Source organism: Pokkaliibacter sp. MBI-7, from assembly GCF_029846635.1.
Lineage (GTDB): Bacteria > Pseudomonadota > Gammaproteobacteria > Pseudomonadales > Balneatricaceae > Pokkaliibacter.
Genome location: NZ_JARVTG010000002.1, coordinates 1,144,404 through 1,167,276, shown reverse-complemented (window position 1 = coordinate 1,167,276; position 22,873 = coordinate 1,144,404). Strand labels below are relative to the sequence as shown.

Here is a 22,873-nt window from a genome sequence, read left to right as displayed (position 1 = left end):
TGTCCTCAACAGGTCATGTTTTTAATTTGCGGTAGATTCGCAGACGCTGGAAACCAAAAAGCCCCGGTAGCGCCTGTTTGGCTACCGGGGCTTTTTGTTGCTGGATTTCGTTTAATCCGCTCTTACCCGCAAACAACCAAACAAGTTAGCGTTTGAACGCTACCTTACGTTTGAGCTGTTTGCGTTTAGAGCAGAAAGTCATGGGAATCCAGTCCAAAATCAGTGTCGACATGCCGAACGGTGACGGCTGTGTCAGGTGCCGAGCAGTCTGGCGAAATTGTCAGCTGCCGTCAAGGCCCAGAAGGTCTATATCCGCTCAGCCAAACTGGAAGCCTGATACCGCTTTGCCCATGACGTGATCATTGTAGGGGCGGCTGCCCGGATCGGCATCTGCGGCACCCGCTGCCACCATAAGAGGTAGCAGATGCTCTTCACGTGGATGACAGCTGCGACTACCCGGTGCAGAGCTCCAGTTGATCAGGCGCTGATTCCGCTCTATTGGGTTGGGATGACACACCGTGTCGTTCAGCCAGTTGTCGAACGCCTGCGCGGCTGGATCCATTTGGTAGATATCTGCGAAGAAGTGCCGCAGATTGTGGTAGCTCAGGCCACTACCGACGATCAGCACATCCTCATCACGCAGTGAAGCCAGTGCCTTGCCAATCAGCAGGTGCTGTTTGGGGTCAAGCCCGCGCTGTAATGACAGCTGGACCACCGGGATGTCCGCGTCAGGTAGCATCAGCAGAAAGGGTACGAAGACACCATGGTCAAAGCCGCGCTCATTATCACTGTCAGAGGTAATTCCTGCATCAGCCAGCAGCTGCTGAACTCTGGCCGCCAGTTCAGGTGAGCCGGGGGCCGGGTATTCAAGGCGGTAGGTGTGTTCAGGAAAGCCATAGTAGTCAAACAGCATGGAAGGCGCTGGTGAGGTCATCACTGTCGGACGTGGGCATTCCCAGTGAGCTGACACTGCCAGTACGGCTTTGGGGCGACGGGGCAGGGAAGCGACGATGCTGCGCAGGTAATTCCCCATCTTGTCCCACATGTCTTTGGGGCCAAAGGGAGGCTCCATGAAAAAACAGGGGCCACCACCGTGGGGGATGAAAATAGTCGGCATCGGTGTAGTGCTGGAGTTATCTGTGGCCATGGTCGCATCTCATCTGAACAGTCTGACTCTACCTGCCCCCAACATCTGCACCCGTGCCTTAAGACATCATGCGGTTGTTGATGGTCGCGGGTTTTATCTCCACATCGTGGTCAGATAAAACCGGCTTTCAATACTTTGGTCGGGTAGAGATTTGGATCCCATTGAGTCTAGTGTTGGGGATTAACCTAAAAAAGAGCATTAATGGAAACTCAGTCGTTAATTAATTGCGGGTAATCACCTGATGTTGATGGGTTCTGAGTGGGATAACAGGGAATAAGCAACACCATGAGAATTTTGTTTGCCGCACCGGAAAACGCCTGGGGCGGTATGCTCGCCAAGCTTCGTACTGCGCACCTCGAACTGGAATTTGTCGCCAGCGGAGACTTCCGCATAGCGACATTGCAGGGATTCGATGTGCTGATACCCACCATGAGTGAAGTTTCATCGCAGGTGCTGCAAAGTGCTGATCGACTGCAGTTGATCCAGCAAATGGGCGCCGGACTGGAAGGGGTGGATATGAGCGTCGCCCGCGAACGTGGTATCGCAGTATGTAATGTGCCTACGGATGTGTCAGGTAATGCAGACTCGGTCGCTGAGTTAGGTATTTATCTTATGCTCGGGTTAGCACGCAACGCCCGGGTGATCGGGCAGCATCTGCAGGAAGGCCGCCTTGGGCGCCCTATGGGGCTCAGTCTGAAAGGCAAGACGGTAGGTCTGGTCGGGTTAGGTGGAATCGGCAAGGCGCTGGCGGTCAGGCTCGCAGGGTTTGGCACGCGCCTGATTGGGGTCAAGCGTCAACCTGATACCGGTTTGGCCCAGCAGCTTGGTCTGGACTGGGTGGCGGGGATGGATGATCTGCCGGAACTACTCGCAGAAGCGGACTTCGTTGTTTTCAGTCTGCCTGACAATGATGCTACACATGGCCTGATCAATGAGCGCACTGTCGAGTTATTCAAACCGGGAGCGTTTCTGATCAATCTGGGGCGTGGTGGTCTTGTTGAGCGTGACGTGCTGCATCAGGCGCTGAGCAGCGGGCGACTTGCTGGTGCCGGGCTGGATGTGTTCTGGCAGGAGCCGCCTGATGCCAATGACCCCATCTTTGACTGCAACCTGCTGGCGACCCCGCATATTGGCGGCGTCACCGATATTTCGCTGGAGGGGATCTATCAGGGTGTTTCAGAAAATCTCAGGCGTTTGCAGTCTGGGCAAAGCCTGCTGTATCGACAGGATTTGAACCCCACATAGCAGAGTACCAACCGATGATCAGGAGTGTCGTCCATGTCGTTGTCACAACCGGAAGTGTCCAGACATAACCGTAGTCAGTCCGTCGTTTCTTCTTCCTACAGTGATGAGCAGCTCAGCAAAGCGCCGGTGCATCTGGTCGCTAACGGCAAGTCTGGCCGTGGCGCACGAGATGTGCTGGTCGCGATTGCGCGGCGCCTGTGTGAGCGAGATCAGCGCCCGTTGCGATTACATCTGCCAGAGCATCCACGCTTTCTGCCAGACAAGGCCCGAGAGGCACTGGACGCTGCGCGGGAGGAGGGTGGTGTGATCGTCGCGGCAGGCGGTGACGGCACCATTCGTTCCGTCGTTCAGGAAATATCCGGCGCAGGTATTCCACTGGGTGTCATACCTATCGGTACGTTCAACTTCTTTGCCCGTAACCACGCCATTCCGGAAGATTTTGAACAGGCCTTTGAAACTGTCCTGTCAGGCCGCCTGAAAGCCATCGACATTGGCGATATCAACGGACAGGCATTTGTCATCAACTCCAGCTTTGGACTTTACAGTCGTTTGATTCGGGCGCGTGAACGCCATACTTCCCGGTGGGGCCGCAACCGCTGGGTCGCGACGATTTCCACCTTGCTGACGTTACTGCGCGGTTCTCCCAGTCTGGATCTGGAAATGGGCACTGCCGAACGCAGAAAACGTCTGCGCACCCCGATGGTCTTTGTCGGTATTAATGCGCTGCAGTTGCACGATGTATCGCTCGATGTCGCCCATTGTGCGCTGGATCACAAACTGGCGGTGGTTGTCATGCGTCCCCCTTCAAAATGGGGACTGCTGCGGCTCAGTCTGCATGGTTTGATGCGACGCCTGCGAGATGACGACAATCTTGAAGGATTTTGTGCCGGGCAAATGGTGATCGGCTGTCGGCGTAAACATATGGAAGTGGTGATGGACGGGGAGCGCCTGAAAATGCCCACGCCACTGCGCTACGGCATTCGGCATCGGGCGATTGAGCTTATCGTTCCCCGGCAGCTGCAACCTCAGGAACAGGAAATAGCGCTGGCAGAGCTCGTTAGCATTCCTCCGAGTATTGATGAAGTACTGGCCAGAGAGTTACCGCGGCAGGAGGGGGCGGTCTTGTGGGAAGGAGGCAGTCTGACGGATATGGAGAAGCAATGAGATGGTGCGCATTGTTCATATCTCAGACCCCCATTTTGGTACCGAGCAGCCTGCTGTTGAGGCAGCGCTGGCTCAGCAGATTGCAGCATTGCATGCCGATGGCGTCGTACTGTCGGGGGATATCACCCAGCGAGCGCGCCGGGAGCAGTTCCGCCGGGCTCATGACTTCCTGACTCAGCTGTCACTGCCCGCACTGGTGGTCCCCGGCAATCATGATATTCCCTTGTTTGACCTGCTTGCCCGCTGCTGCTGGCCGTATCGCAACTACCGCATGCAGGGTAACACACTAGCGCCACACCTCTGTCTGGGGCCGGTCAGTGTGGTCGGGATAAACTCTGCCCCGCGATGGCGGCACAAGGACGGTGAGATTCCGTTGGGCGACCTGAAACGCCAGTTGCAACAGCATGTGGAGCAGACGCAGCGGACAGGCAGCGCCCCGACAGTCACCGTTGCGGTATTTCACCATCCGCTGGACTGTCGACGCAGGCAGGATGAGCCAAACCTGATTCACAATGCCGAGGCGATCCTGGCGACGCTGAGCCAGTATGGCGTTGATCTGGTACTGAGTGGCCATATCCATGATCCGCTGATGCGCACCAGCCAGCATCGTTATCCGAGTCATCAGTTGCCACTGGTCATAGCACTGGCCGGGACCTGCATGTCGTCACGCATCCGTATCGGCGCACCGAACTCCTTCAATGTGATTGATTTTCTCGGTCAGCATGAGGCGGCTGAAGTGCGTATCACCCGCATGGACTGGCAGGCAGATCAGCGACATTTCTTTGAAAAGGAAATCGCCAGCTTCTGTCGCGATGTGGGGGGCTGGCAGGAGCTGCTGCCTCATGTGCATTTGCGTGGTTAGTGACCTGTACACGTTTCAGGGCAGAGATGAGTATGGCGAAGGGAAAATATGTCTATCGTGGTAGGCAGTCTCGATGTCAGCTCCTATAATGCGCGCCGCCTTGCCATACTTGCACCTTCCGGTGCGGCGCATCTTTTGCTGTGAAGATTGAAATGGACCTGCCTACTTACCTCAATGCGTTGACTGCTCTGTTCGTCATTATTGACCCCATCGGTGCTGCACTGATCTTTCATTCGCTGATTCCAGCCGATGATATGAAACACCGCGTGCGCATGGCGCTCAAGTCGACCCTGATCAGTACCTTACTGCTGCTGATCTTTGGCCACTATGGCGAGGGGTTGTTGCACCATCTTGGTATCAGTATTCACGCCCTGCGCATCTCAGGCGGGCTGCTGTTGTTCTATACCGCGTTCAATATGATCACCAAGGACATCGAGTACGCGCAGCAGTCCGAACGCAAGGATATCTCGGTCTTTCCTATGTCCATCCCACTACTGGCGGGGCCTGGCTCGCTGACGCTGGCTATCCTGTTGTTCTCCCGTTCGGCGGATAACGCCGTCAATCTGGGCGTGCTGGCTGCGATTCTGACCATCAGTTTCATTACGTTGGCACTGATGTTGCTGTCTCGTTATGTAAAGACAGTCATAGGGCGCACGGGCGATGAAATCCTTCGCCGCTTTCTGGGTGTGATTCTGGCTGCTCTGGCTATTCAGTTTGTCTATGAGGGTGTGAAGAGTATTGCCGGCCAGTAGCCGGTTATGACGGCTTTACCAGCAGGTTTCATCTGTTTTATTTCAACGACAATAGGTTTCAAATGAAGAATGATCCATTGAAACCGTCTGCAGGTAGGGCATAGCATTACGAGCCTCGCCAAAACCGATAAGTTGGCGAGGGCAATGGTTGTAACGATTCAAAAGGAGATGATCGATGAACCTAACAATAGGTGAATCCCTGATTGTGCGTCAGATGGCTCGTATGAACGAAGCCAGACGGGCTGGGAATCTGGCTATGTTTGATGATGCGAAGCACAGCATTCGCGAGACGCTTGAGAACATCAAGTTTCAGGATCCCCAGACATACCAGAATTACTTTCATTTATTGACCCACAAACTTGAGGACTGGGCCGAGCGTCACTGATAACGGATGCCGCTGTCAGCCTCACCCGAGAGGCTGACAGCTAAAGCATAGGTGGACGCTGTGCTGACTCCGTTCCATCTGATCTATCCATCGTCTTTCTACCCATCGGCTTTCTATCCGACGTCTTCTGAATACGCCTTCACTCGTAGTTCTCCACTTCCCCTTACTCCCCGGTTGATTGAACACCTCCTTTAGTCGTACTACTGATGGCGGCTGAATTTCACTCTCTGTCAGCGTAGACTCAGACCTGCTTCGTCAACTTTGCATAGAAGCCTATAACGATAAGCTTAAGCGGGTAGTTGCAATGAACGCTGCGATAGATCTTTACAGTCACGCTGTCCTGACGGCCAGCTCCGACGCCGTCGACCCTCACCTGGCTGCTTTCTCTCTGGCTGATCAACTGATGCATGAGCATCTGGGGTTCGTGCTGTTTTTTTGTTCTGCAGAGTATGACCTGGACCGTCTGGGCACGGCGCTCAGTCTGGCATTTGGTGATACGCCTGTCGCAGGTTGCACGACCGCAGGCGAGATTACGCCTCAGGGATATGGACGTGGCTGCATCGTGGCGGTGGGGTTTGACCGACGGGCGTTTGCGGTGGATCAGGCACTGGTGACCTGTCTGGATGAGTTTGACCTGACCCGTGCCCAGCATGTAGTGGAGGATCTGCTGGATCATTGCCGCGAGTCGGCATTGGCTCCGGTACGCGGCCATACCTTTGCCCTGACGTTACTGGATGGGCTTTCCAGCCGGGAAGAACTGGTGTTGTCCACACTTTGTTCTGCTCTGGGAAGTATTCCTCATTTCGGCGGCTCCGCCGGAGATGACAATCACCTGACCAATACCCACGTCTACAGTGAGGGAGCGTTTCATAGTGCAGCAGCGGTGATTGTAATGATCAATACACCGCTGGATTTTGACGTCTTCACCACTCATCACGTTCGCCCGCGCCACGAGAAGCTGGTTGTGACGGCAGCAGATCGTGATTCGCGCACCGTCTATGAACTTAATGCAGAACCTGCCGCACTGGCGTATGCCCGACTGGTGGGCAAGAACGTCAATGAACTCGACATGCATGTATTTGCCCAGCATCCGCTGGCGGTGCGCTATCACGATCAGTATTACGTGCGTTCTATCCAGCGGATCAATGCAGATTACAGCATGACGTTTTACTGTGCGGTCGAGAACGGCATTGTCATGACTGCCATGCAGCCGGGAGACCTGATGGAAGATTTGCGTCTGGCACTGACAGAACGCTATCAGCAGCTGGGACAACCGCAGGTCATCATCGGTTGCGACTGTTTTTTGCGCCGTCTTGAGCTGGAAGAGTTGGAGCAAACGGAGGCGACATCCACCTTGTTGCGTGACAACCGGGTGATTGGCTTCAACTCCTACGGAGAGCAGTTCAACGGGATGCATATCAACCAGACGTTCACCGGCGTCATTATAGGAAGGTACTGCCGCAGCGATGCCCTCTGAAACCTATTTACCGGCTCATGATTTATCTGACGGGCAGATGGCAGGCGACAGCCCGGGCGATCCGCTACTGCCCCTGCAGTTTTGTCAGCAACAGGATGATAACTTTACTCACATGCAGCAGCTGCAGGAGGAGAATCGCAAGCTGCGGCGTATTTGCGCGGCCCTGATCGAGCGGGTCGAAGCCAACAGCCCTGACCGGCCTGACCCTTACGCCGCATTCCAGCATTCCATCACGCTGGCAGAGCAGGTGAGGGAGCGGACCGATGCGCTCAATCAGGCCATGGCAGAGCTAAAGGCCAGCAATTTCCTGCTGCGCGAGGCGCGGGAAAAGACCGAAACCGCCAATCAGCGTCTGGTGGATGCCATCGAGAGTATTTCTGATGCCTTTGTGCTGTTTGATCAGCAGCAGCGCATTGTGCAATTCAATAGCCATTTCACCGACTTCTGTACCGAAGCGGGTATATCGGTAGGGCTTGGCACCACCTTGCAGCAGTTCCGGCAGAAGGCCAGTCGTTCAGGCATGGTGATGGAGGAGCGCTCAGGGCAGGGCGCAGGGACGACACTGTATCGTCTCCGTTCCGGGCAGTGGGTTCAGGCCAGTGAGCGCCCCACGCGCGAAGGGGGGCAGGTCATGCTCTATACCGACATCACCGAGCTGAAAGCCTCAGAGCAAGCTCTGCGTGAACAGGCGCTGGCGCAGAAAACCCGCTTGCTGCAGAACACGGTCAACAGTCTGTCTCAGGGTGTGGCCGTGGTGAATGCCGATGGTTTTCTGGAGTTATGGAATGGTCGTTTTCTGGCCCTGACCGGGGTTAGCCAGGCACAGCCCCACATGCGTCTGGCAGAGGTGCTGGCCGCCACCGAGCTGGGGCAGGGCAGTGACAGCAAAGATCGTAAGTTGCTGGGTGGCAGTGCTTATGAACAAAGGCTGTTAAATGGCAAGGTGCTGGAGGTTCGCAGCCATGCGATGCCGAGCGGTGGGGTCGTCAATACCTTCACTGATATCACTGAGCGCTATCACTATGCCGAGACACTGAAGGAGAGTGAGCGTTGGGTAAGACAGATCACTGATCAGATTCCGGCACTGATTGCCTATGTGGGTGACGACCTGCGGTACACCTTCACTAACCGTGGCTATGACGACTGGTACGGCTGGCAGCGGGGCAGTGCTATCGGCAATACCCTGGTCAAAATGCACCGGCGTCAGCAGTATTCGCGCCTGCAGCCTTATATCGAGCAGGCATTTGCCGGGCGTACAGTGACGTTCGAATTTCCTGAAACCAATGCCAGTGGGCAGGAGCGCTATCTGCTGCGCACTTATGTGCCCAACTTTGCCAGCCAGCCAGGCACTGATGCTATGGCAGGGTCTTCCGGGCAGAAGGCAAAGGTGATGGGGATTTTCGTGCTTATCAGGGACATCACCGAGCGGCGCAAACATGCTGAAGCATTGCAGCTCGCTTACCAGAGTCTCGAAGCCCGGGTTGAGGAGCGGACACAGGAGCTGTCGACCCTAAATGCCCAATTGCGCGACGAGGTCACCGAGCGTCAGCGCAGCCAGCAACGCATGCTGGAAGCCAAGCAGGAAGCGGAGCGGGCCAATCTTTCCAAAACCAAATTCCTCGCGGCAGTCAGTCACGATTTGCTGCAGCCTCTCAATGCTGCACGCCTGTTCACCGGGGCTTTGCTGGAAGCGCAGGTCAGTGAGCAGCAGGGTAATCTGGCGAAGAGTATCAATCACGCCCTTGAAGATGTGGAGGCGCTGCTGGGGACACTGGTCGATATTTCCAAACTGGATGCAGGGGTCATGCATGCCGAAATTGTCAGCTTCGACTTACGCGATCTGCTGACGGTGCTGGCGACCGAATTTCGTCAGGTAGCGGGAGCCGAGGGGCTGGACTTTCGCTGTCATCCTCTGGCGGTGCAGGTCAGCTCAGATCCGCAGTTGTTATCGCGTATTCTGCGCAATCTGCTCAGCAACGCGGTGCGTTATACACCACACGGCGGCATCCTGCTGGGTTGTCGTATGCGTCGGGGCAAGGTCTGTATTGAGGTGTGGGACACGGGCATGGGGATTCCCGCTGACAAGCAGGAGGAAATTTTCCAGGAGTTCCGTCGCGTCAATCCACCTGCTCATCGTCAGGATCGCGGTTTGGGTCTGGGGTTAGCCATTGTTGACAAGATTGCACGGATGCTGGGCTATGAGGTCAAGGTGACATCGCGTCCCGGTCGCGGCTCAACGTTCTCAGTGTCGATTCCACTGGCGCCGGATCAGGTGCCTGCTGGTGCCAGTACCCGAGACAGCCTGCCACAGCCGGGGAATATTGATCTGGGATGGGCTCCCATCTGGCTGGTGGATAACGATCATGCCATCTGCGAAGCAATGACAACATTACTTGAGAAGTGGGGATGCCAGGTCATCAGTGCGACCTCTCTGGCTGATCTTCATCGCCAGGTCGATATTACTGAGGATCAGGCAGCGCTGCTGATTGCGGATTACCATCTGGATAACGAAACGGCGACAGGGCTGGACGTGGTAGAGCACATCAATGCAGCGCGTACTACCGCGCTACCCGTGCTGATGATTACGGCCAATTACAGTCTGGAGCTGAAACAGCAGATTAAACAACAGGGTTATCTGCTGATGCACAAGCCAGTGAAACCACTGAAGCTCAAAATGGCATTACTGCAGCTGTTTGGCAGTCAGGTCGCCTCACAGTGAGGTGACCTGCAGGTTGTCGATCACCCGGTCAACATCTCTGGCCAGCGTAGCGATACGGATCGCTTTGTCCTGCGCTGTTTTGGAGCTTACTTCACCCGCCAGAGTGACCACGCGCCCATTTGTGGTGACGCTGATGCGGTGGGCCGGAATCTCGTTCGCCATCCACAATCGGGCCTGAATATCCATAGTTGTCAGTGCAGACGCACATTGCTCAAGCAGAGAGCTATGCGGCGACATACCCTGAGAGGCCGCCATGACCAGCGTTGAGGTGGTCAGAATGGCAGCAGTTGCAGCGACTTTTATCTTACGCATCTTGGGAACTCCCTCTCATTCAGATCACGAGTGGGTTCGGTTGTTATAGATAGGGACCTATCAGGCAGTCCTGAGCAACTTTCGCGCCATCTGTCGATAGTGATGATGTCAGGCTGATGGTTGCTTTGCCGAATGGTACAGCCGTGAGCTGGCCGCACCCCAAACCCTGACAGGAGTATGATCCATCACCTGTGTGACGGATTAATCACTGTTTGATGATAAGTATTGTTCAGTGAGAGGTTGTGACTGATCGGGTGGATACCGTCGATCATTGCAATGGAGTGATACAAATAGGGGTTGCACAGCGAAGTTCTGGCTGATCGGGAGTGGCCGTTGCAACTGTTAGCGACGCAGGTAATCGCTGAAGTCGATATCGCTGGTCGAAAGAATTGCCTGTACCCGGTTATGTACCCCGAGTTTGCGCAATATGGCAGAGACATGGGCTTTGACCGTGGTTTCTGCAATATCCAGATTGTAGGCAATCTGCTTATTGGATTCCCCTTTCGCCATGTGTTCGAGCACCTGCAGTTGCTTGCGTGTCAATGCCTGTAGCAGGGTCGGGTCAATCTGTGCGTCTTCGCGCTTATTGGGGGCTGTACGCTGGGTGCGGATAATATCGGCGGGTAAATAGACATTACCGTCCAGTATCTGCCCGATGGCTTCGCGCATCTGAGGACGTGGCAGGGATTTGGTAATAAAGCCAACCGCACCGTAGGTAATCGCCTGCAGGACGATATGCTTGTCTTCTTCGGCGGAGACGATAACAGTAGGAATGTCCGGTAATTCATTTCGCAGGCTGATCAGCCCGCTGAGGCCATTCATGCCGGGCATATTGAGGTCGAGCAATATCAGGTCAAGATCGTCGTGTTGCTGAGCCATCACAACGGTGCTATCCAGATCAGCACTCTCCAGTACGGTACTGCCCGGAAAACCATCGCTGATCACGCTGCAAATGGCTTCGCGGAACAATGGGTGGTCATCTGCTACCAGAATCTTGAACATGGATTGTGACCTTAATTGTTGTTATCGGTGGGTGACTTGGTGATGGCTGCCGGGCATTTAAGCCGGTTAATTAGAACGAGGCAATACGTAACTGCCAATGCGACCAAGGTCCAGCGCCGGGTAAATTCCGCTGATTCCATGCTCAGTACGGCTTGAATCGAAAAAAGCAGTACTAAAGTACTAATTTTTCCCTTCCAATGCAGCATACAAGGGTGCCAGAGCGGCTCCTATGATCAGTCTGTCCAAGCAAATCCGTGTTCAAAACAAGATAAATAAAAGCGAGGCACTGACCATGATCTATGCACAACCAGGACAAGCAGGCTCCGTCATTCAATTCAAAGAGCGCTACGGTAACTTTATCGGCGGCAAGTGGGTTGAACCTGTCAAGGGCCAGTACTTCACCAATACCTCTCCGGTCAATGGCCAGGCCATCTGCGAAATTCCCCGTTCCTCCGCCGAAGATATCGACAAGGCTCTTGATGCTGCTCACGCTGCTGCTCCTGCATGGGGTCGTACTTCCGTGACTGAACGCTCCAACATGCTGCTGAAAATCGCTGATCGTCTGGAGCAGAATCTGGAAAAGCTGGCCGTTGCTGAAACCTGGGACAACGGCAAGGCCGTGCGTGAAACCCTGGCTGCCGATATTCCGCTGGCCGTCGATCATTTCCGTTACTTCGCCGGCTGTATCCGTGCGCAGGAAGGTTCGACCGCTGACATTGACGCCAACACCGCCAGCTATCATTTCCATGAGCCACTGGGTGTTGTCGGGCAGATCATTCCCTGGAACTTCCCCATTCTGATGGCCGCCTGGAAACTGGCGCCTGCGCTGGCGGCAGGTAACTGCGTGGTACTGAAACCCGCCGAGCAGACGCCTGCTTCCATTCTGGTGCTGGCTGAACTGATCCAGGATTTGTTGCCAGCTGGTGTGCTGAATATCGTCAACGGCTTTGGTAAGGAAGCCGGTGAAGCACTGGCAACCAGCAAACGTATTGCCAAGATTGCCTTCACGGGTTCAACCCCGGTGGGCTCTCATATTCTCAAGTGTGCTTCCGAGAACATCATTCCCTCCACGGTAGAGCTGGGCGGCAAGTCACCCAATATCTACTTTGAAGACATCATGCAGGCTGAGCCAGCTTTCATCGAGAAGGCAGCAGAAGGCCTGATTCTGGGCTTCTTCAACCAGGGTGAAGTCTGCACCTGTCCGTCACGTGCATTGATACAGGAATCGATCTACGACGCCTTTATGGAGCGTGTCATCGCGCGCGCCAAAAACATCAAGCGTGGCAATCCACTGGATACCGAAACGCAGGTGGGTGCTCAGGCATCTCAGCAGCAGTTCGACAAAATCATGTCCTACATGGAAATTGCCCGTAACGAAGGGGCTGAGTTCCTGATGGGCGGCGGTGTTGAGCAACTGCAGAGTGATCTGGCTACCGGGTACTACATCCAGCCCACGCTGTTGAAAGGCACCAACGATATGCGGGTGTTCCAGGAAGAGATCTTCGGGCCTGTGATCGGGGTAACAACCTTCAAGACTGAGGAAGAGGCACTGGCCATTGCCAATGACACCCAGTTTGGCCTGGGCGCCGGGGTGTGGACGCGTGACATCAACCGCGCGTATCGCATGGGACGTGGTATTCAGGCCGGTCGGGTATGGACCAACTGCTATCACATGTATCCCGCGCATGCTGCATTCGGTGGCTACAAGAAATCCGGTATCGGTCGTGAAACCCATAAGATGATGCTTGATCACTATCAGCAGACCAAAAACCTGCTGATCAGTTATGACATCAATCCACTGGGCTTCTTCTGAGTTCATCACAGTGCTCTGATTCAGAGCACCTCAGCTAATATCTGCTCAGCTCTCTGCCTGAGCAGATGAAAGGATTCACCGTCGACGCGCACCAGGCTCACAAACTGCACGTCGGCAGTGAGTTTTCAACGTAGGCGTTGTCGGCAAAGGGATTGCCGAAGGTGTACAGCAACAATCTTGCCTGGCATTTGTGCCATTGCGCGGTCTTTTGACCGCGCATTTTTTATTCACTTCCTTCCTGAAGAACGTCACCTGTTTCTCTTCGTGCTCAATAGCACCACCCAACCTGTCAGCGCTTTCCCCAGTTCAGTACCAGCATGGCCAGCACCCCGCCAATCAGGCCCCAGAACGCAGAACCAATACCAAACAGGGTGAGTCCTGATGCCGTAATCAGGAAGGTGATCAGTGCCGGTTCGCGCTGACGATCATCGTGCATAGCCATGGCCATGCTGTTACTGATGGTGGTGAACAGTGCCAGACCGGCTATGGTCAGTACCAGTTCTTTGGGGAAGGCCGCAAACAGCCCGGCGATAGTGGCGGCAAATACACCGGTAATCAGATAGAAGAAGCCTGCCCAGATCGAAGCCATATAGCGTTTTTCCGGCTGCTCATGTGCCTCTTTTCCCATGCAGATGGCCGCAGTGATGGCAGCCAGGTTGAGGGCATAACCACCAAAGGGGGCCAATACCAGTGATGCGATACCTGTCCAGGTGATCAGCGGCGAAATGGGCATGTTGTAACCTGAAGCACGGATAACAGCGACGCCGGGGACGTTCTGTGACGCCATGGTTACAACAAAGAGTGGAATACCCACACCTATCAGTGTAGTGAGGTCAAAAGTAGGGGTTGTCCATACTGGCTGAGCCACGGCCAGCGTGACGTTATCGAAGTGCAGCAGGCCTTTGGCACCCGCAATGATCACTCCAATCGCCAGCACCAGAATAATGGCATAGCGTGGTGTCACGCGTTTGGCGATCAGGTAGGTCACAAACATCGCTAATGCCAGCAGCAGCTGGGTCTGCATGGCACTGAAAACATTCAAACCGAAATGTACCAGGACGCCGGCCAGCATGGCGGCAGCCAGCCCTTTGGGAATACGGTCCATCATCTTTTCAAACAGGCCGGTTACGCCGCAGAGCGTGATCAGTATGGCAGAAAATACAAAGGCACCAATGGCTGCACTCATCGGCACGCCGGCCAGACTGGTAACCAGCAGGGCTGCGCCGGGTGTGGACCAGGCGGTCAGTACCGGCATGCGATAACGAAGGGACAGGCCAATGGAGGTGACGCCCATGCCAATGCCCAGTGCGGCCAGCCAGGAGCTGACTTCTGCCGGGGAGGCGCCAGCGGCACTGGCTGCCTGAAAAATAATGACGGCTGAACTGGTAAAGCCTACCAGGACAGCAATAAAGCCTGCGACCACTGTGGTCAGGGAGAGTGACTTGAACATGGGGGCATCCATCGACGAGGTCTTCTTCAGGTACAGGTTGACTCAAACCATACCTTGTTATTGTATGTGCTCTGTGCGCAATAACGCACGAAGGGAATGCTATCATTTGTGCGTTATAGCGTACAAGCGGCTTTTGAGAGATGACAGGTGTGGTGGCACAGACAGGTAGGGCAAGTGACGAATAATCAAACAGCGGATCCAGCACTGTCGGTCAATATCAATATTGGTCAGTATCTGAAGACGTTGCGCCAGCAACTGGGCTGGAGTCTGGACCGTTGCAGCAGTGAGACCGGTGTCAGTAAGGCCATGCTGGGACAGATCGAACGGGGAGAATCAAGCCCGACCATGGTCACTCTGTGGAAGATTGCAGCAGGCTGTGGAGTCTCGTTATCCAGCTTTTTAGATGTCGCTCAGCAAGTGAGTGGTAATGAGACCCTGATACGAACAGGCAACGAAGCGGAGTTCAGCGAGGTGGAGATTGGCATGTATGCGCATGCTGTATTTCCCTTTGATCCACGTATGGGATTTGAGCTGTTTCATATATTGCTGGCCCCGGGATGTGATCATCACTCGATTGCTCATGCGTCAGGGGTGGTCGAGCATGTCATTGTGCTTGAAGGCCAGATGGATGTGCTGGTGGGGGAGCAGTGGCATCCACTGAGTAAGGGGGAGGCCATCCGCTTTGCCGCAGACCAGCCTCATGCCTATCGCAATCTTCATGATGAGGCTGCGGCCATTCATAATCTGATTCACTATCCACCGAGCGCACAGCAAGCCACTACGTTGGTCTGGCCGGGCTAGTCCGTCTGAAAGCCTGCAGGTTGTGCGAGTGAAGCGAAAAACCGGAACCGATCGGTAAAAAGTTTGTCTCTTCCCTCACCGGCGCTGTATAAATCTCCTTTCGTATTTCTCTGAAGCCGGGCTGGCACTCTCCCATGGCATGTGGCCCTGTCAAGGCGGTTGCTGAATGGGACTGTTCGCTACGCCATGACAGGAACTGAGTACATGAGTGAGGCTGATAAAGCTCGCCAGGCATTGTATGCCACGGTCACGCGACAGATAGAAAGCAACACACCGCCTGCGGCTGCCAAAGCAATGAAGCGTCTGCGGGAGAAAGGCTATAGCGATGAGCAGGCTATGGGACTGATTGCTGCGGCGTTATCCCATGAGATGACCACCGTGATGAAATCCGGCACCACGTATAATGCCGCGCGTTATGCCAAGTCATTGGATCGACTACCGAAGTTGCCCTGGAGTAAGGCGTAACACCCCTGTCTTACGCAGTACCCGTCTCATCTTTCCATGTGAAACCTGAGGCGATGCATTCACACAAATAACAAAAGCAGCGCGCAGAATAACAGCGATTTTTATGCAGTAGGCCTGCCATATGAGCAGGTCTGCGTCTGTCATTTTCCTGCCGTGCCTCTTGGAGCAGTAGCAAAGGGTTATCGGGTATGAATAGAAGTCTTGCCGCTATCAACTTCTGGTCGAGATTGACACTGGGGATCATCTTCATCTACCAGGGGTTGATTCCCAAGCTGATGTACAACAATGCAACTGAGCGTATGCTGATCGATGCTCATCGATTGACCGATCTGCAGCTGGGTGGAATGGGGATCGTGCAGTTGGCAGGTGCTGCTGAAATTGTACTGGGGTTCTGCATTCTGCTGTTTCATCGCAGTGCCTGGCCTTTACTGATTACCTGTCTGTTGATGCTGGGACTACTGATTGACGTCATGATGGTGGCGCCCGCGTTGATGAGTGAGGCCTTCAACCCGTTAGTGACCAATCTGGCCATTTTCATCCTGGCGGTCATCGGTATGATTTCTAACCAGCGCCGTCCTGCGCCGGGCTGGATCAACTGATGTTATGGATGTAAGAGCGAATGTTCGCGGATGACCCGGAACAGCAGATCCTTGCCGCATGGCAGGACAATGCCCAACCCTGGATTGAAGCTATCGCTGCAGGCGACATTCGCTCCAGGGTAGAGGTGACCAATCAGGCTATTCTGGATGTGATTGCAAGCTGTCACCCTCACCATGTTCTTGATCTGGGGTGTGGTGAGGGATGGCTCAGTGAAAAGCTCCTTGATCTCGGGATGGATGTTCTGGCATCTGATGCTGTCACCGAACTGGTTCAGTGTGCACGGCAGCGATGCGGCGGGCGAGGGTGGTTTATCGAGGCAAGCTATGCCGAGCTTGTTCAGATGGTGCAGAGCGGGGCTGGCTCGCCGTCATTGGACATGGCTGTGGCCAACTTTTCATTGTTGGGCGAACACAGTACGGTGCAGGCCATTCAGGCTTGTTATCAGCTATTGGCACCGCAGGGAGTGCTGGTTATACAAACGCTCCATCCCGTTGTCGCCTGTCCAGACGGGCGATATATCGATGGCTGGCGACCCGGTAGTTGGCTTGGGCTTAGCAACCGTTTTGCCCGTGCGGCACCCTGGTACTTCAGAACGCTGGCTTCCTGGATAAAGACGCTGGCAGACTGCGGATTTTACTGCTGTGAAATGCGAGAGCCGCTGGATCGTCAGGGAGTGTTGCCGTGCTCGCTAATATTGGTATGCAAAAAAACGTCCGAATGAGTCTGATCTGAACGTGGTTGAGTTTGCTGTGCCTTCAGTCACTGAATGATCGCTGCGAATAAATCGGCTAAGTCAGGCTAGTTACTACGTTGAAGACTGCAGCGAACCAGAGTGAATGCCAGCCCGGGTTCTCTCTGGTTCGACGTGCCACATCCCCATTTCTGGCAGGTGCCAACAACGATCAGGAGGAGCTGTATGGACTACCGAACGTATATCTTCGTCTTGATGCAACTCTGCCTGCTGCTCACCATCATCATCGCCTCATTGCGTCTGACGCTGCCGCGCACAGTCAAAGGCACCGGAACCTGGGCATTGGCCTGTCTGGCCTTTATCTTTACCGCCGTGACGTTACTGTCACTACCTGACGTCTCTCCCGTCCTGCTGTTGCTGTTCGCCAATACAGCCTATCTGGCCACCGTCATTCTGCAGGTGCATGCCATTCGGCGCCACCTGTTGCACCGTTTTCCATCTTGGCAGCAGTGCGTTAGCCAGATCATGACCAGCTTTATTCCTGTCGCTGCCCTGACGCTGGTGTTCCCTAATCAACCTGCTCGTGTGGCCATGCTGATGATACTGACCATAGGTTATTACGCGGTGGCTGTACGCTGTCTGCTGGCGGATGGACGAGCTCGCAAGGCACTCGGAGGGCGCATTATTCTGGCGGCATTCATCGGTGCGATCGGGATTGCTACGGTCAGAATGTGGGCTGAACTCATCAGCTTGCTGACGCCTGCAGGTAATGTGGCAGATACAAGCTGGTTTCGTGAGCCATACATTATGGCTTTCAGCGGCTCCGTGGTGTGCAGCAGCCTCGGTTTTGTCCTGCTGGCGACGGATAAACTGCGGATCATGTATGAGCGTCTGTCAGTTCACGACCCCCTGACCGGCCTGCTTAGTCGTCGGGGGTTGGTGGAAATGTCTGAATATGAACTATTACGGCAGCAGCAACATGGGCAGGTCATTGCTGCAGTGATCTGCCGCATTGAGCATTTTGATGAGCTGGGTTTTCGTTACGGCAATGGTGCTGCAGAGGCGGCGCTAGTGGCTCTGGCTCAGACCATCCGACAACATACTCATGAGACAGACCTGGCCGGTCGATACGGGCACTGCGAGCTCATCATGTTATTTCCGGCAGGGCTGGACGATGCGCAGTACAAGATCCAGCAGATTCAGACAGATATTCAGAACATATGGATTGAGACCAGAGCGTTACGCTTTCAGTTCGCTATCAGCATTGCCATGGAAGCCTTGCAGCCCGGTGTGCAGGTGTTTGAGCATGTACATCAGCGATTATTAGCCCGCCTTCATCCCGAGCCTGTGCATGAACATGCGGTACTGGTAAGTATCAAGGCGAATGGTGAAGCGGACACAGTGAGGGTGGAGCAGGTGCTTCGAGACTAAGCCTGCAAGATGTCTTCACGCATGCTTTGCACTGGCCTGTGTACATAGGTAAGAGCGCATGGATAAGAGTGAGAATAAATCTATGGAAGAAGGTTGGATCGACAGTATCGAGGCATTGCGGAGCCACTATGCAATGCCTTCTGAGATGGTAAAGAAAAAGCAGCTGGATAAGCTGGACATCTATGCCAGTCAGTTTATTGCATTGTGTCCTTTTGCCCTGCTGGCGACGACGGATAGCAGTGGTGGGGTAGACTGCTCACCCAGGGGTGACAGCCCCGGGTTTATGCAGATTTTAAATGAGCGGCAGTTACTGCTGCCGGATCGTCCTGGCAACAACCGCCTCGATAGTCTGGAGAATGTCATCCGCTGCCCAGACGTCGGCTTGCTGTTACTGATTCCGGGTTTTGCCGAGTGTTTGCGGATTAACGGTCATGCTCGTCTCTCGGTGGCACCAGCGTTACTGGAAAGATGTGCCCATGAGGGTAAGTTGCCGCGCTCGGTGATCGTTATCGATGTGGTGGAAGTGTACTTCCACTGCTCGAAAGCCATTACTCGCTCGGCTTTGTGGTCAGTGGAGTCGCAAGTGCCCAGAGAGGTCATGCCTTCATTGGGTCGAATATTGATGGCACAAACTGCACCCGGCACCGCCGAGTCTGAGATACAACAGATCGAGTCACAGATTGCGGAGCGAGTGCGGACGCAGCTTTATTGAACGGGACGGACTGAGGATACGCAGCCCGTCCATCAATACTACAGCGCGGGTTGCCACACTTTCTGTGGCAAGAGATAGACGCCAGCGGAGGCCCGACTGCCTTCGCCCACGATATGCCCGATGCCTGTTGTCATGACGGCCAGAGTCACGTCGAAGGCATTGAGGCTATCTCCTTCGCCTGCAGTCAGGTTGGCCATGGCGCCATTGGCGATCAGGTAGACCCGATGGCCAGAGGGCAGGGTATACCCCTCAACCAATGGCAATGCAGTCTCATGTGGGCAGGCATCAAGGGCCTCATGCTCAATTTCATCCTGCCGGTGGCCTGAGTTGAGCAAGAAGCAGCCGTCTTTCAGTTGCTGTAAAACAGACCAGGGCACAACGTGATGTGCACCGGTCGCCGTGCAGATGACATCGGCCAGCGGGGCGAGCTCTTCTACGCTACCCGTTAACCAGCCGTCATAGGCAGCCTGTACGCGACGCGCCGGATCGGCTTCAGCCACCATGATCTGACCGCCATAAGCTCGGGCACTGTCAGCCAGGCCCTGACCAACGGTGCCGTAACCGACAATCAATACTTTCTTTTCGTGCAGACTCAGTCGTGTGGTATTAAAAAATGCATGCCAGGTGGTCAGTCCGACCATGTGGCGGTTGTGCAATCCTTCTTTAACCGGCAGATCGTCCCAGTTAAAAATCGGGTAAGTGGGCAGTATGCCTTGCAGGCGGTTCACACCGGATCCTGTAGCCTCAAGACTGGCAATAATGTTAGGCACCTGCCGTTGTTGCTGCTGAATCTCATAAGTGAAGTCGGCTCCCATTTCACACAGATGGGTCGGCTCCCAGGCCAGCGCCTGCTGAATGGCGGCCTGATAGGCACTCATCGGCATATCTTTCCAGGCGTTCACTTCTGTGCCGCAGTCGCGCATTGCATCCACGACTTCATTACGAACCGTCGTCGGATTGCAGGTGGTGATGTAAAGTTCAGCGCCTTTTTCTCGCAGCCCCTCTACCAGTGGCAACATCTTGATATCCAGATGCATGCTCATGGCCATCCGTACACCATGAAGATCAGGAAGCTGCTGCAGGGCGCGTTGTGTACGTGGCATCTGTAAGCGCGACCAGGCTGCCAAGCGTGAAAATGAGTCTGACATGTTCAAATGTCCTGAAACAAATTGACTGAGCGGTCAGATTAGCGGTTGGCAGTTCTGTGAACAAGGTAAGAAATGGAGCAGTTAATCATTTTATACCGTTATCTTCCGGTGGTTTTGAAAATGCTACGAGTGAGGTTAATCACGCGTCAGAGGGGCGTGGTGAAATAGTGTCTGATATGACGGATGGGGGGATGGAGTTCTGCCGGTGCCAGAACAGAGCCGCTATGCTGCGAATCTGTACAGCATAGCGTGTTTGGTGGGGTCAGGCCTGAGTCTGAGATTCCTGCTTGATACTTGCGTAACGTTCATCCAGTTCGCGGCGCAATTGCTTGCGCAGTTTGGCCGCCTCAAAGCGTTGTTTCTCTTCCTCAGTGGTGGGGACGAACGGCGGGACAGCGACTGGCTTACGTTCGTCATCTACCGCAACCATGGTGAAGTAGCAGCTGTTGGTATGGCGTACCAGTTTCTCACGAATATTCTCGGTGACGACTTTGATACCGATCTCCATCGAGGTATTACCGGTAAAGTTCACCGCAGCCAGAAAGGTTACCAGCTCACCTACATGAATAGGCTGGCGAAACATCACCTGATCTACAGACAGTGTGACCACGTAACGTCCGGCATAGCGGCTGGCGCAGGCGTAAGCGACTTCATCGAGGTATTTGAGAATGGTGCCCCCGTGAACATTGCCGGAAAAATTGGCCATATCCGGAGTCATCAGTACGGTCATGGTGAGCTGATGATTACTAAAATCCATGGAGGTCCTCTCTCTTTGCGGATGCTCTCAGGCAGGTGCACTGAAGTTAAACACGGTGATAAGTCAGTCTATACCGGTGCCATCTGGTGTGGCTTTGGGACGAGGCATGCTGAAGCAATGTTCTAGCACACCGTAATCCAGATAACCCAGACGGGTCAAAGGCTTCAGCTTGGCGATATCCACTTTGCCATCAGTGAGAATGGCATCGTCCAGATAAACTGCGACAACTCTGCCCAGTACCATAAAGTGCTGTGGCTCACTGCCATCCAGAGTGGGTACAGGGATTGTCTGCAGGTACTGGCATTCCAGTGCAGCCGGGGACTCGGCCACGCGTGGCGCCTTTACATGCAGAGAGGGCGCCGCGGTCAGACCTGCCAGCTGCATTTCATCCACCCCGGGGTTGACAGGTACTGATGTCTTTACCACCGCCTCGCGCAGATCGTAGGTCGCAAGGTTACAGACGAATTCGCCGGTGGCTTCGATGTTAATCAGGCTGTCCTTACGCCCGGCGCTGGCAAACATCACTATGTTGGGGTCGTAGCCCACCATGTTGAAGGCGCTGTAGGGGGCAAGATTGACCAGCCCCTCCCGACTTAACGATGAAATCCAGCCTATGGGGCGAGGAACCACTAATGCTTTGAAGGGATCATGACGCAGTGGGCCACGTCCGTTGACGAGGGTTTCGAAATGCACAATGACGTCCTTATTGCTGTTAGGGGGCGGCTAATCGGTTAATAGCGGTGCTTCAGCCTCCGGCAAGTTTAACCTTGAACCCCTTGCTCTCCAGTACCTGCTGAATGACCGTGCGTTGATCACCCTGAATTTCAATTACGCCATCTTTCAATGTGCCGCCTGTTCCACAGCGTTTCTTCAGCTCGGCAGCCAGTAGTTTCAGGGCTGCATCATCAAGGTCAAATCCGTCGACAGTGGTGACGCCTTTACCGTTGCGTCCCTTGGTTTCTCGCCGAATGCGGATGATACCGTCGCCCTTGGGGCGGGCAGCAGGTGCTTTGTCCTCTTTGATTCGGCCATGTTCGGTAGAGTAAACCAGCGTAGTATCGCGGCGAGACATGATGTCCTCTTGGATGCCTGGGATGTTTTCCAGGCATGGTAACCCTGATTGTGCGGAGGAGAAACCTTTGGGTGTGCGGGAGTTAACTTGCAGCGGACAGTATGGGCTGATCATGATTTCCCAGCTCAATGGCATCCAGGACCCATGTCATCCAAGGCTGGCTATGGCTGATCAACGCCTGGTGCCAGTTGATGTTCAGAAACAGATCACCCTGACGTGGCCAGAGGACGTAGGTGTGTACACGTTCCTGCCATTGAAATGACAACGCCGCCGCGTGCAGATAGGTGCGCTCAACAGGCGTCTGCACCGTCGCAGGGGTATTTTGAGGGTAGTACAGAGTATCTCCGAGAATCGGTGAGCCGAGACTCTTCATGGCTACGCGCAGCTGATGGGTTTTACCAGTGTGAGGGTAAAGGAAAAAGGCACGTAATCCGGCACGAATACTGGCACTGGTAAATTGGGTAATGGCAGGGTTGGTCATGGACGAAGTAAGTTTCCAGCTACCACGACGGCCTTTTTCCATGTCGCCCTTGATCCAGCCTTGCTTCTTGCTTGGGCGCTTATCTGCCAGTGCGACATAGAGCTTACGAACCTGATGGTTCTCAAACTGCGCTCCGATCTGGCGTGTAAAGGCGAGGGTTTTACCGAAGATGATCAGCCCGGACGTCACTTTGTCGAGGCGGTGTACCGGGTATAACTCTGGGAGCTGTAGATCGGCCTTCAACTGAGCAGCCAAACCTGTCTCACTTTCACTGTGGAAACTGACACCAGGAAATTTGTTGATCAATAAAAAATCGTTAGTATCTATGAGTACTTCGTACATAGGGATCTCCAGCAAGCGCTAAAGATTAGCAGACTGATTTGGTGC

23 protein-coding genes are annotated in these 22,873 nt (G+C 54.4%); 14 read left to right on the top strand and 9 right to left on the bottom strand.

The genetic code is table 11. The features are described from left to right. Positions 1–316 precede the first annotated feature (316 nt). Complete coding sequence (locus QCD60_RS25050; protein ID WP_279789554.1) at positions 317–1,147, bottom strand: class III extradiol ring-cleavage dioxygenase; 831 nt, start codon at positions 1,145–1,147, stop codon at positions 317–319. 285 nt (positions 1,148–1,432) lie between these two features. Here QCD60_RS25050 and QCD60_RS25045 point away from each other — a divergent pair, with 285 nt between their 5' ends. The 7 genes from QCD60_RS25045 (at position 1,433) to QCD60_RS25015 (ending at position 9,751) form a co-directional block, all read left to right on the top strand. Further along, positions 1,433–2,392, top strand: coding sequence for a 2-hydroxyacid dehydrogenase (locus QCD60_RS25045; protein ID WP_279789552.1), 960 nt, complete (start codon positions 1,433–1,435; stop codon positions 2,390–2,392). Positions 2,393–2,425: 33 nt separating this feature from the next. After that, positions 2,426–3,556: a diacylglycerol kinase family protein gene (locus QCD60_RS25040; protein ID WP_279789549.1), complete on the top strand. Its 1,131-nt coding sequence runs from the start codon at positions 2,426–2,428 to the stop codon at positions 3,554–3,556. Position 3,557: 1 nt separating this feature from the next. After that, positions 3,558–4,418: a metallophosphoesterase gene (locus tag QCD60_RS25035; RefSeq protein WP_279789547.1), complete on the top strand. Its 861-nt coding sequence runs from the start codon at positions 3,558–3,560 to the stop codon at positions 4,416–4,418. A 152-nt stretch (positions 4,419–4,570) separates the two neighbouring features. Next, positions 4,571–5,170 (top strand): MarC family protein, encoded by a 600-nt coding sequence (locus QCD60_RS25030; RefSeq protein WP_279789545.1) that lies wholly within the window; start codon positions 4,571–4,573, stop codon positions 5,168–5,170. 175 nt (positions 5,171–5,345) lie between these two features. Further along, positions 5,346–5,555 (top strand): hypothetical protein, encoded by a 210-nt coding sequence (locus tag QCD60_RS25025; RefSeq protein ID WP_279789543.1) that lies wholly within the window; start codon positions 5,346–5,348, stop codon positions 5,553–5,555. A gap of 304 nt (positions 5,556–5,859) precedes the next feature. After that, positions 5,860–7,032, top strand: a complete 1,173-nt coding sequence (gene nosP, locus QCD60_RS25020) for a nitric oxide-sensing protein NosP (RefSeq protein ID WP_279789541.1) — start codon at positions 5,860–5,862, stop codon at positions 7,030–7,032. Further along, positions 7,022–9,751 carry a NahK/ErcS family hybrid sensor histidine kinase/response regulator gene (locus tag QCD60_RS25015; protein WP_347950258.1) on the top strand — a complete coding sequence of 910 codons (2,730 nt, stop codon included), beginning with the start codon at positions 7,022–7,024 and terminating at the stop codon, positions 9,749–9,751. Before nosP ends, QCD60_RS25015 begins: the two co-directional genes overlap by 11 nt. Here QCD60_RS25015 and QCD60_RS25010 read toward each other — a convergent pair. Then, positions 9,743–10,063 (bottom strand): BON domain-containing protein, encoded by a 321-nt coding sequence (locus QCD60_RS25010; RefSeq protein WP_279789539.1) that lies wholly within the window; start codon positions 10,061–10,063, stop codon positions 9,743–9,745. The genes QCD60_RS25015 and QCD60_RS25010 overlap by 9 nt on opposite strands. A 342-nt stretch (positions 10,064–10,405) precedes the next feature. After that, positions 10,406–11,065: a response regulator transcription factor gene (locus QCD60_RS25005; protein ID WP_279789537.1), complete on the bottom strand. Its 660-nt coding sequence runs from the start codon at positions 11,063–11,065 to the stop codon at positions 10,406–10,408. A gap of 292 nt (positions 11,066–11,357) precedes the next feature. Here QCD60_RS25005 and QCD60_RS25000 point away from each other — a divergent pair, with 292 nt between their 5' ends. Continuing rightward, positions 11,358–12,878, top strand: coding sequence for an aldehyde dehydrogenase (locus tag QCD60_RS25000; RefSeq protein ID WP_279789535.1), 1,521 nt, complete (start codon positions 11,358–11,360; stop codon positions 12,876–12,878). A gap of 289 nt (positions 12,879–13,167) precedes the next feature. Here the strand turns inward: QCD60_RS25000 and QCD60_RS24995 are convergent, their stop codons facing one another. After that, positions 13,168–14,328: a benzoate/H(+) symporter BenE family transporter gene (locus QCD60_RS24995; RefSeq protein ID WP_279789533.1), complete on the bottom strand. Its 1,161-nt coding sequence runs from the start codon at positions 14,326–14,328 to the stop codon at positions 13,168–13,170. 174 nt (positions 14,329–14,502) lie between these two features. On the opposite strand from QCD60_RS24995, the gene QCD60_RS24990 reads away from it, so the two are divergent. From QCD60_RS24990 to QCD60_RS24965, 6 genes are all read left to right on the top strand, one after another. Further along, positions 14,503–15,129 (top strand): XRE family transcriptional regulator, encoded by a 627-nt coding sequence (locus QCD60_RS24990; RefSeq protein ID WP_279789531.1) that lies wholly within the window; start codon positions 14,503–14,505, stop codon positions 15,127–15,129. 204 nt (positions 15,130–15,333) lie between these two features. Beyond that, positions 15,334–15,594, top strand: coding sequence for a hypothetical protein (locus QCD60_RS24985; RefSeq protein ID WP_279789529.1), 261 nt, complete (start codon positions 15,334–15,336; stop codon positions 15,592–15,594). A 188-nt stretch (positions 15,595–15,782) separates the two neighbouring features. Next, complete coding sequence (locus QCD60_RS24980) at positions 15,783–16,193, top strand: DoxX-like family protein (protein WP_279789527.1); 411 nt, start codon at positions 15,783–15,785, stop codon at positions 16,191–16,193. Positions 16,194–16,213: 20 nt separating this feature from the next. Further along, positions 16,214–16,915, top strand: a complete 702-nt coding sequence (locus tag QCD60_RS24975; protein ID WP_279789525.1) for a class I SAM-dependent methyltransferase — start codon at positions 16,214–16,216, stop codon at positions 16,913–16,915. Positions 16,916–17,110: 195 nt separating this feature from the next. Next, entirely contained in the window at positions 17,111–18,316 is a 1,206-nt protein-coding gene (locus tag QCD60_RS24970; RefSeq protein WP_279789522.1) for a diguanylate cyclase, read from the top strand. A gap of 58 nt (positions 18,317–18,374) precedes the next feature. Continuing rightward, entirely contained in the window at positions 18,375–19,028 is a 654-nt protein-coding gene (locus QCD60_RS24965; RefSeq protein ID WP_279789520.1) for a pyridoxamine 5'-phosphate oxidase family protein, read from the top strand. Between the two features lie 38 nt (positions 19,029–19,066). On the opposite strand, the gene QCD60_RS24960 is transcribed toward QCD60_RS24965, so the two are convergent. From QCD60_RS24960 to QCD60_RS24940, 5 genes are all read right to left on the bottom strand, one after another. Next, the gene (locus tag QCD60_RS24960) at positions 19,067–20,176 is read right to left on the bottom strand and encodes an adenosylhomocysteinase (protein ID WP_279789518.1); all 1,110 of its coding nucleotides are present in this window, start codon (positions 20,174–20,176) and stop codon (positions 19,067–19,069) included. 262 nt (positions 20,177–20,438) lie between these two features. Then, positions 20,439–20,933, bottom strand: coding sequence for an acyl-CoA thioesterase (locus tag QCD60_RS24955; protein WP_104154069.1), 495 nt, complete (start codon positions 20,931–20,933; stop codon positions 20,439–20,441). A gap of 63 nt (positions 20,934–20,996) precedes the next feature. Next, complete coding sequence (locus QCD60_RS24950; RefSeq protein ID WP_279789515.1) at positions 20,997–21,626, bottom strand: flavin reductase family protein; 630 nt, start codon at positions 21,624–21,626, stop codon at positions 20,997–20,999. Between the two features lie 52 nt (positions 21,627–21,678). Further along, complete coding sequence (yciH, locus tag QCD60_RS24945) at positions 21,679–22,005, bottom strand: stress response translation initiation inhibitor YciH (protein ID WP_104154067.1); 327 nt, start codon at positions 22,003–22,005, stop codon at positions 21,679–21,681. Between the two features lie 82 nt (positions 22,006–22,087). Continuing rightward, positions 22,088–22,828 carry a TIGR01621 family pseudouridine synthase gene (locus QCD60_RS24940; RefSeq protein ID WP_279789513.1) on the bottom strand — a complete coding sequence of 247 codons (741 nt, stop codon included), beginning with the start codon at positions 22,826–22,828 and terminating at the stop codon, positions 22,088–22,090. Between the last annotated feature and the right edge of the window lie 45 nt (positions 22,829–22,873).

Bases quoted from the DNA above. Each gene is read 5' to 3' on its own strand.
- QCD60_RS25050 (WP_279789554.1), bottom strand. From the start codon at position 1,147: ATGGCCACAGATAACTCCAGCACTACACCGATGCCGACTATTTTCATC.
- QCD60_RS25045 (WP_279789552.1), top strand. From the start codon at position 1,433: ATGAGAATTTTGTTTGCCGCACCGGAAAACGCCTGGGGCGGTATGCTC.
- QCD60_RS25040 (WP_279789549.1), top strand. From the start codon at position 2,426: ATGTCGTTGTCACAACCGGAAGTGTCCAGACATAACCGTAGTCAGTCC.
- QCD60_RS25035 (WP_279789547.1), top strand. From the start codon at position 3,558: ATGGTGCGCATTGTTCATATCTCAGACCCCCATTTTGGTACCGAGCAG.
- QCD60_RS25030 (WP_279789545.1), top strand. From the start codon at position 4,571: ATGGACCTGCCTACTTACCTCAATGCGTTGACTGCTCTGTTCGTCATT.
- QCD60_RS25025 (WP_279789543.1), top strand. From the start codon at position 5,346: ATGAACCTAACAATAGGTGAATCCCTGATTGTGCGTCAGATGGCTCGT.
- nosP (WP_279789541.1), top strand. From the start codon at position 5,860: ATGAACGCTGCGATAGATCTTTACAGTCACGCTGTCCTGACGGCCAGC.
- QCD60_RS25015 (WP_347950258.1), top strand. From the start codon at position 7,022: ATGCCCTCTGAAACCTATTTACCGGCTCATGATTTATCTGACGGGCAG.
- QCD60_RS25010 (WP_279789539.1), bottom strand. From the start codon at position 10,063: ATGCGTAAGATAAAAGTCGCTGCAACTGCTGCCATTCTGACCACCTCA.
- QCD60_RS25005 (WP_279789537.1), bottom strand. From the start codon at position 11,065: ATGTTCAAGATTCTGGTAGCAGATGACCACCCATTGTTCCGCGAAGCC.
- QCD60_RS25000 (WP_279789535.1), top strand. From the start codon at position 11,358: ATGATCTATGCACAACCAGGACAAGCAGGCTCCGTCATTCAATTCAAA.
- QCD60_RS24995 (WP_279789533.1), bottom strand. From the start codon at position 14,328: ATGTTCAAGTCACTCTCCCTGACCACAGTGGTCGCAGGCTTTATTGCT.
- QCD60_RS24985 (WP_279789529.1), top strand. From the start codon at position 15,334: ATGAGTGAGGCTGATAAAGCTCGCCAGGCATTGTATGCCACGGTCACG.
- QCD60_RS24980 (WP_279789527.1), top strand. From the start codon at position 15,783: ATGAATAGAAGTCTTGCCGCTATCAACTTCTGGTCGAGATTGACACTG.
- QCD60_RS24975 (WP_279789525.1), top strand. From the start codon at position 16,214: ATGTTCGCGGATGACCCGGAACAGCAGATCCTTGCCGCATGGCAGGAC.
- QCD60_RS24970 (WP_279789522.1), top strand. From the start codon at position 17,111: ATGGACTACCGAACGTATATCTTCGTCTTGATGCAACTCTGCCTGCTG.
- QCD60_RS24965 (WP_279789520.1), top strand. From the start codon at position 18,375: ATGGATAAGAGTGAGAATAAATCTATGGAAGAAGGTTGGATCGACAGT.
- QCD60_RS24960 (WP_279789518.1), bottom strand. From the start codon at position 20,176: ATGTCAGACTCATTTTCACGCTTGGCAGCCTGGTCGCGCTTACAGATG.
- QCD60_RS24955 (WP_104154069.1), bottom strand. From the start codon at position 20,933: ATGGATTTTAGTAATCATCAGCTCACCATGACCGTACTGATGACTCCG.
- yciH (WP_104154067.1), bottom strand. From the start codon at position 22,005: ATGTCTCGCCGCGATACTACGCTGGTTTACTCTACCGAACATGGCCGA.
- QCD60_RS24940 (WP_279789513.1), bottom strand. From the start codon at position 22,828: ATGTACGAAGTACTCATAGATACTAACGATTTTTTATTGATCAACAAA.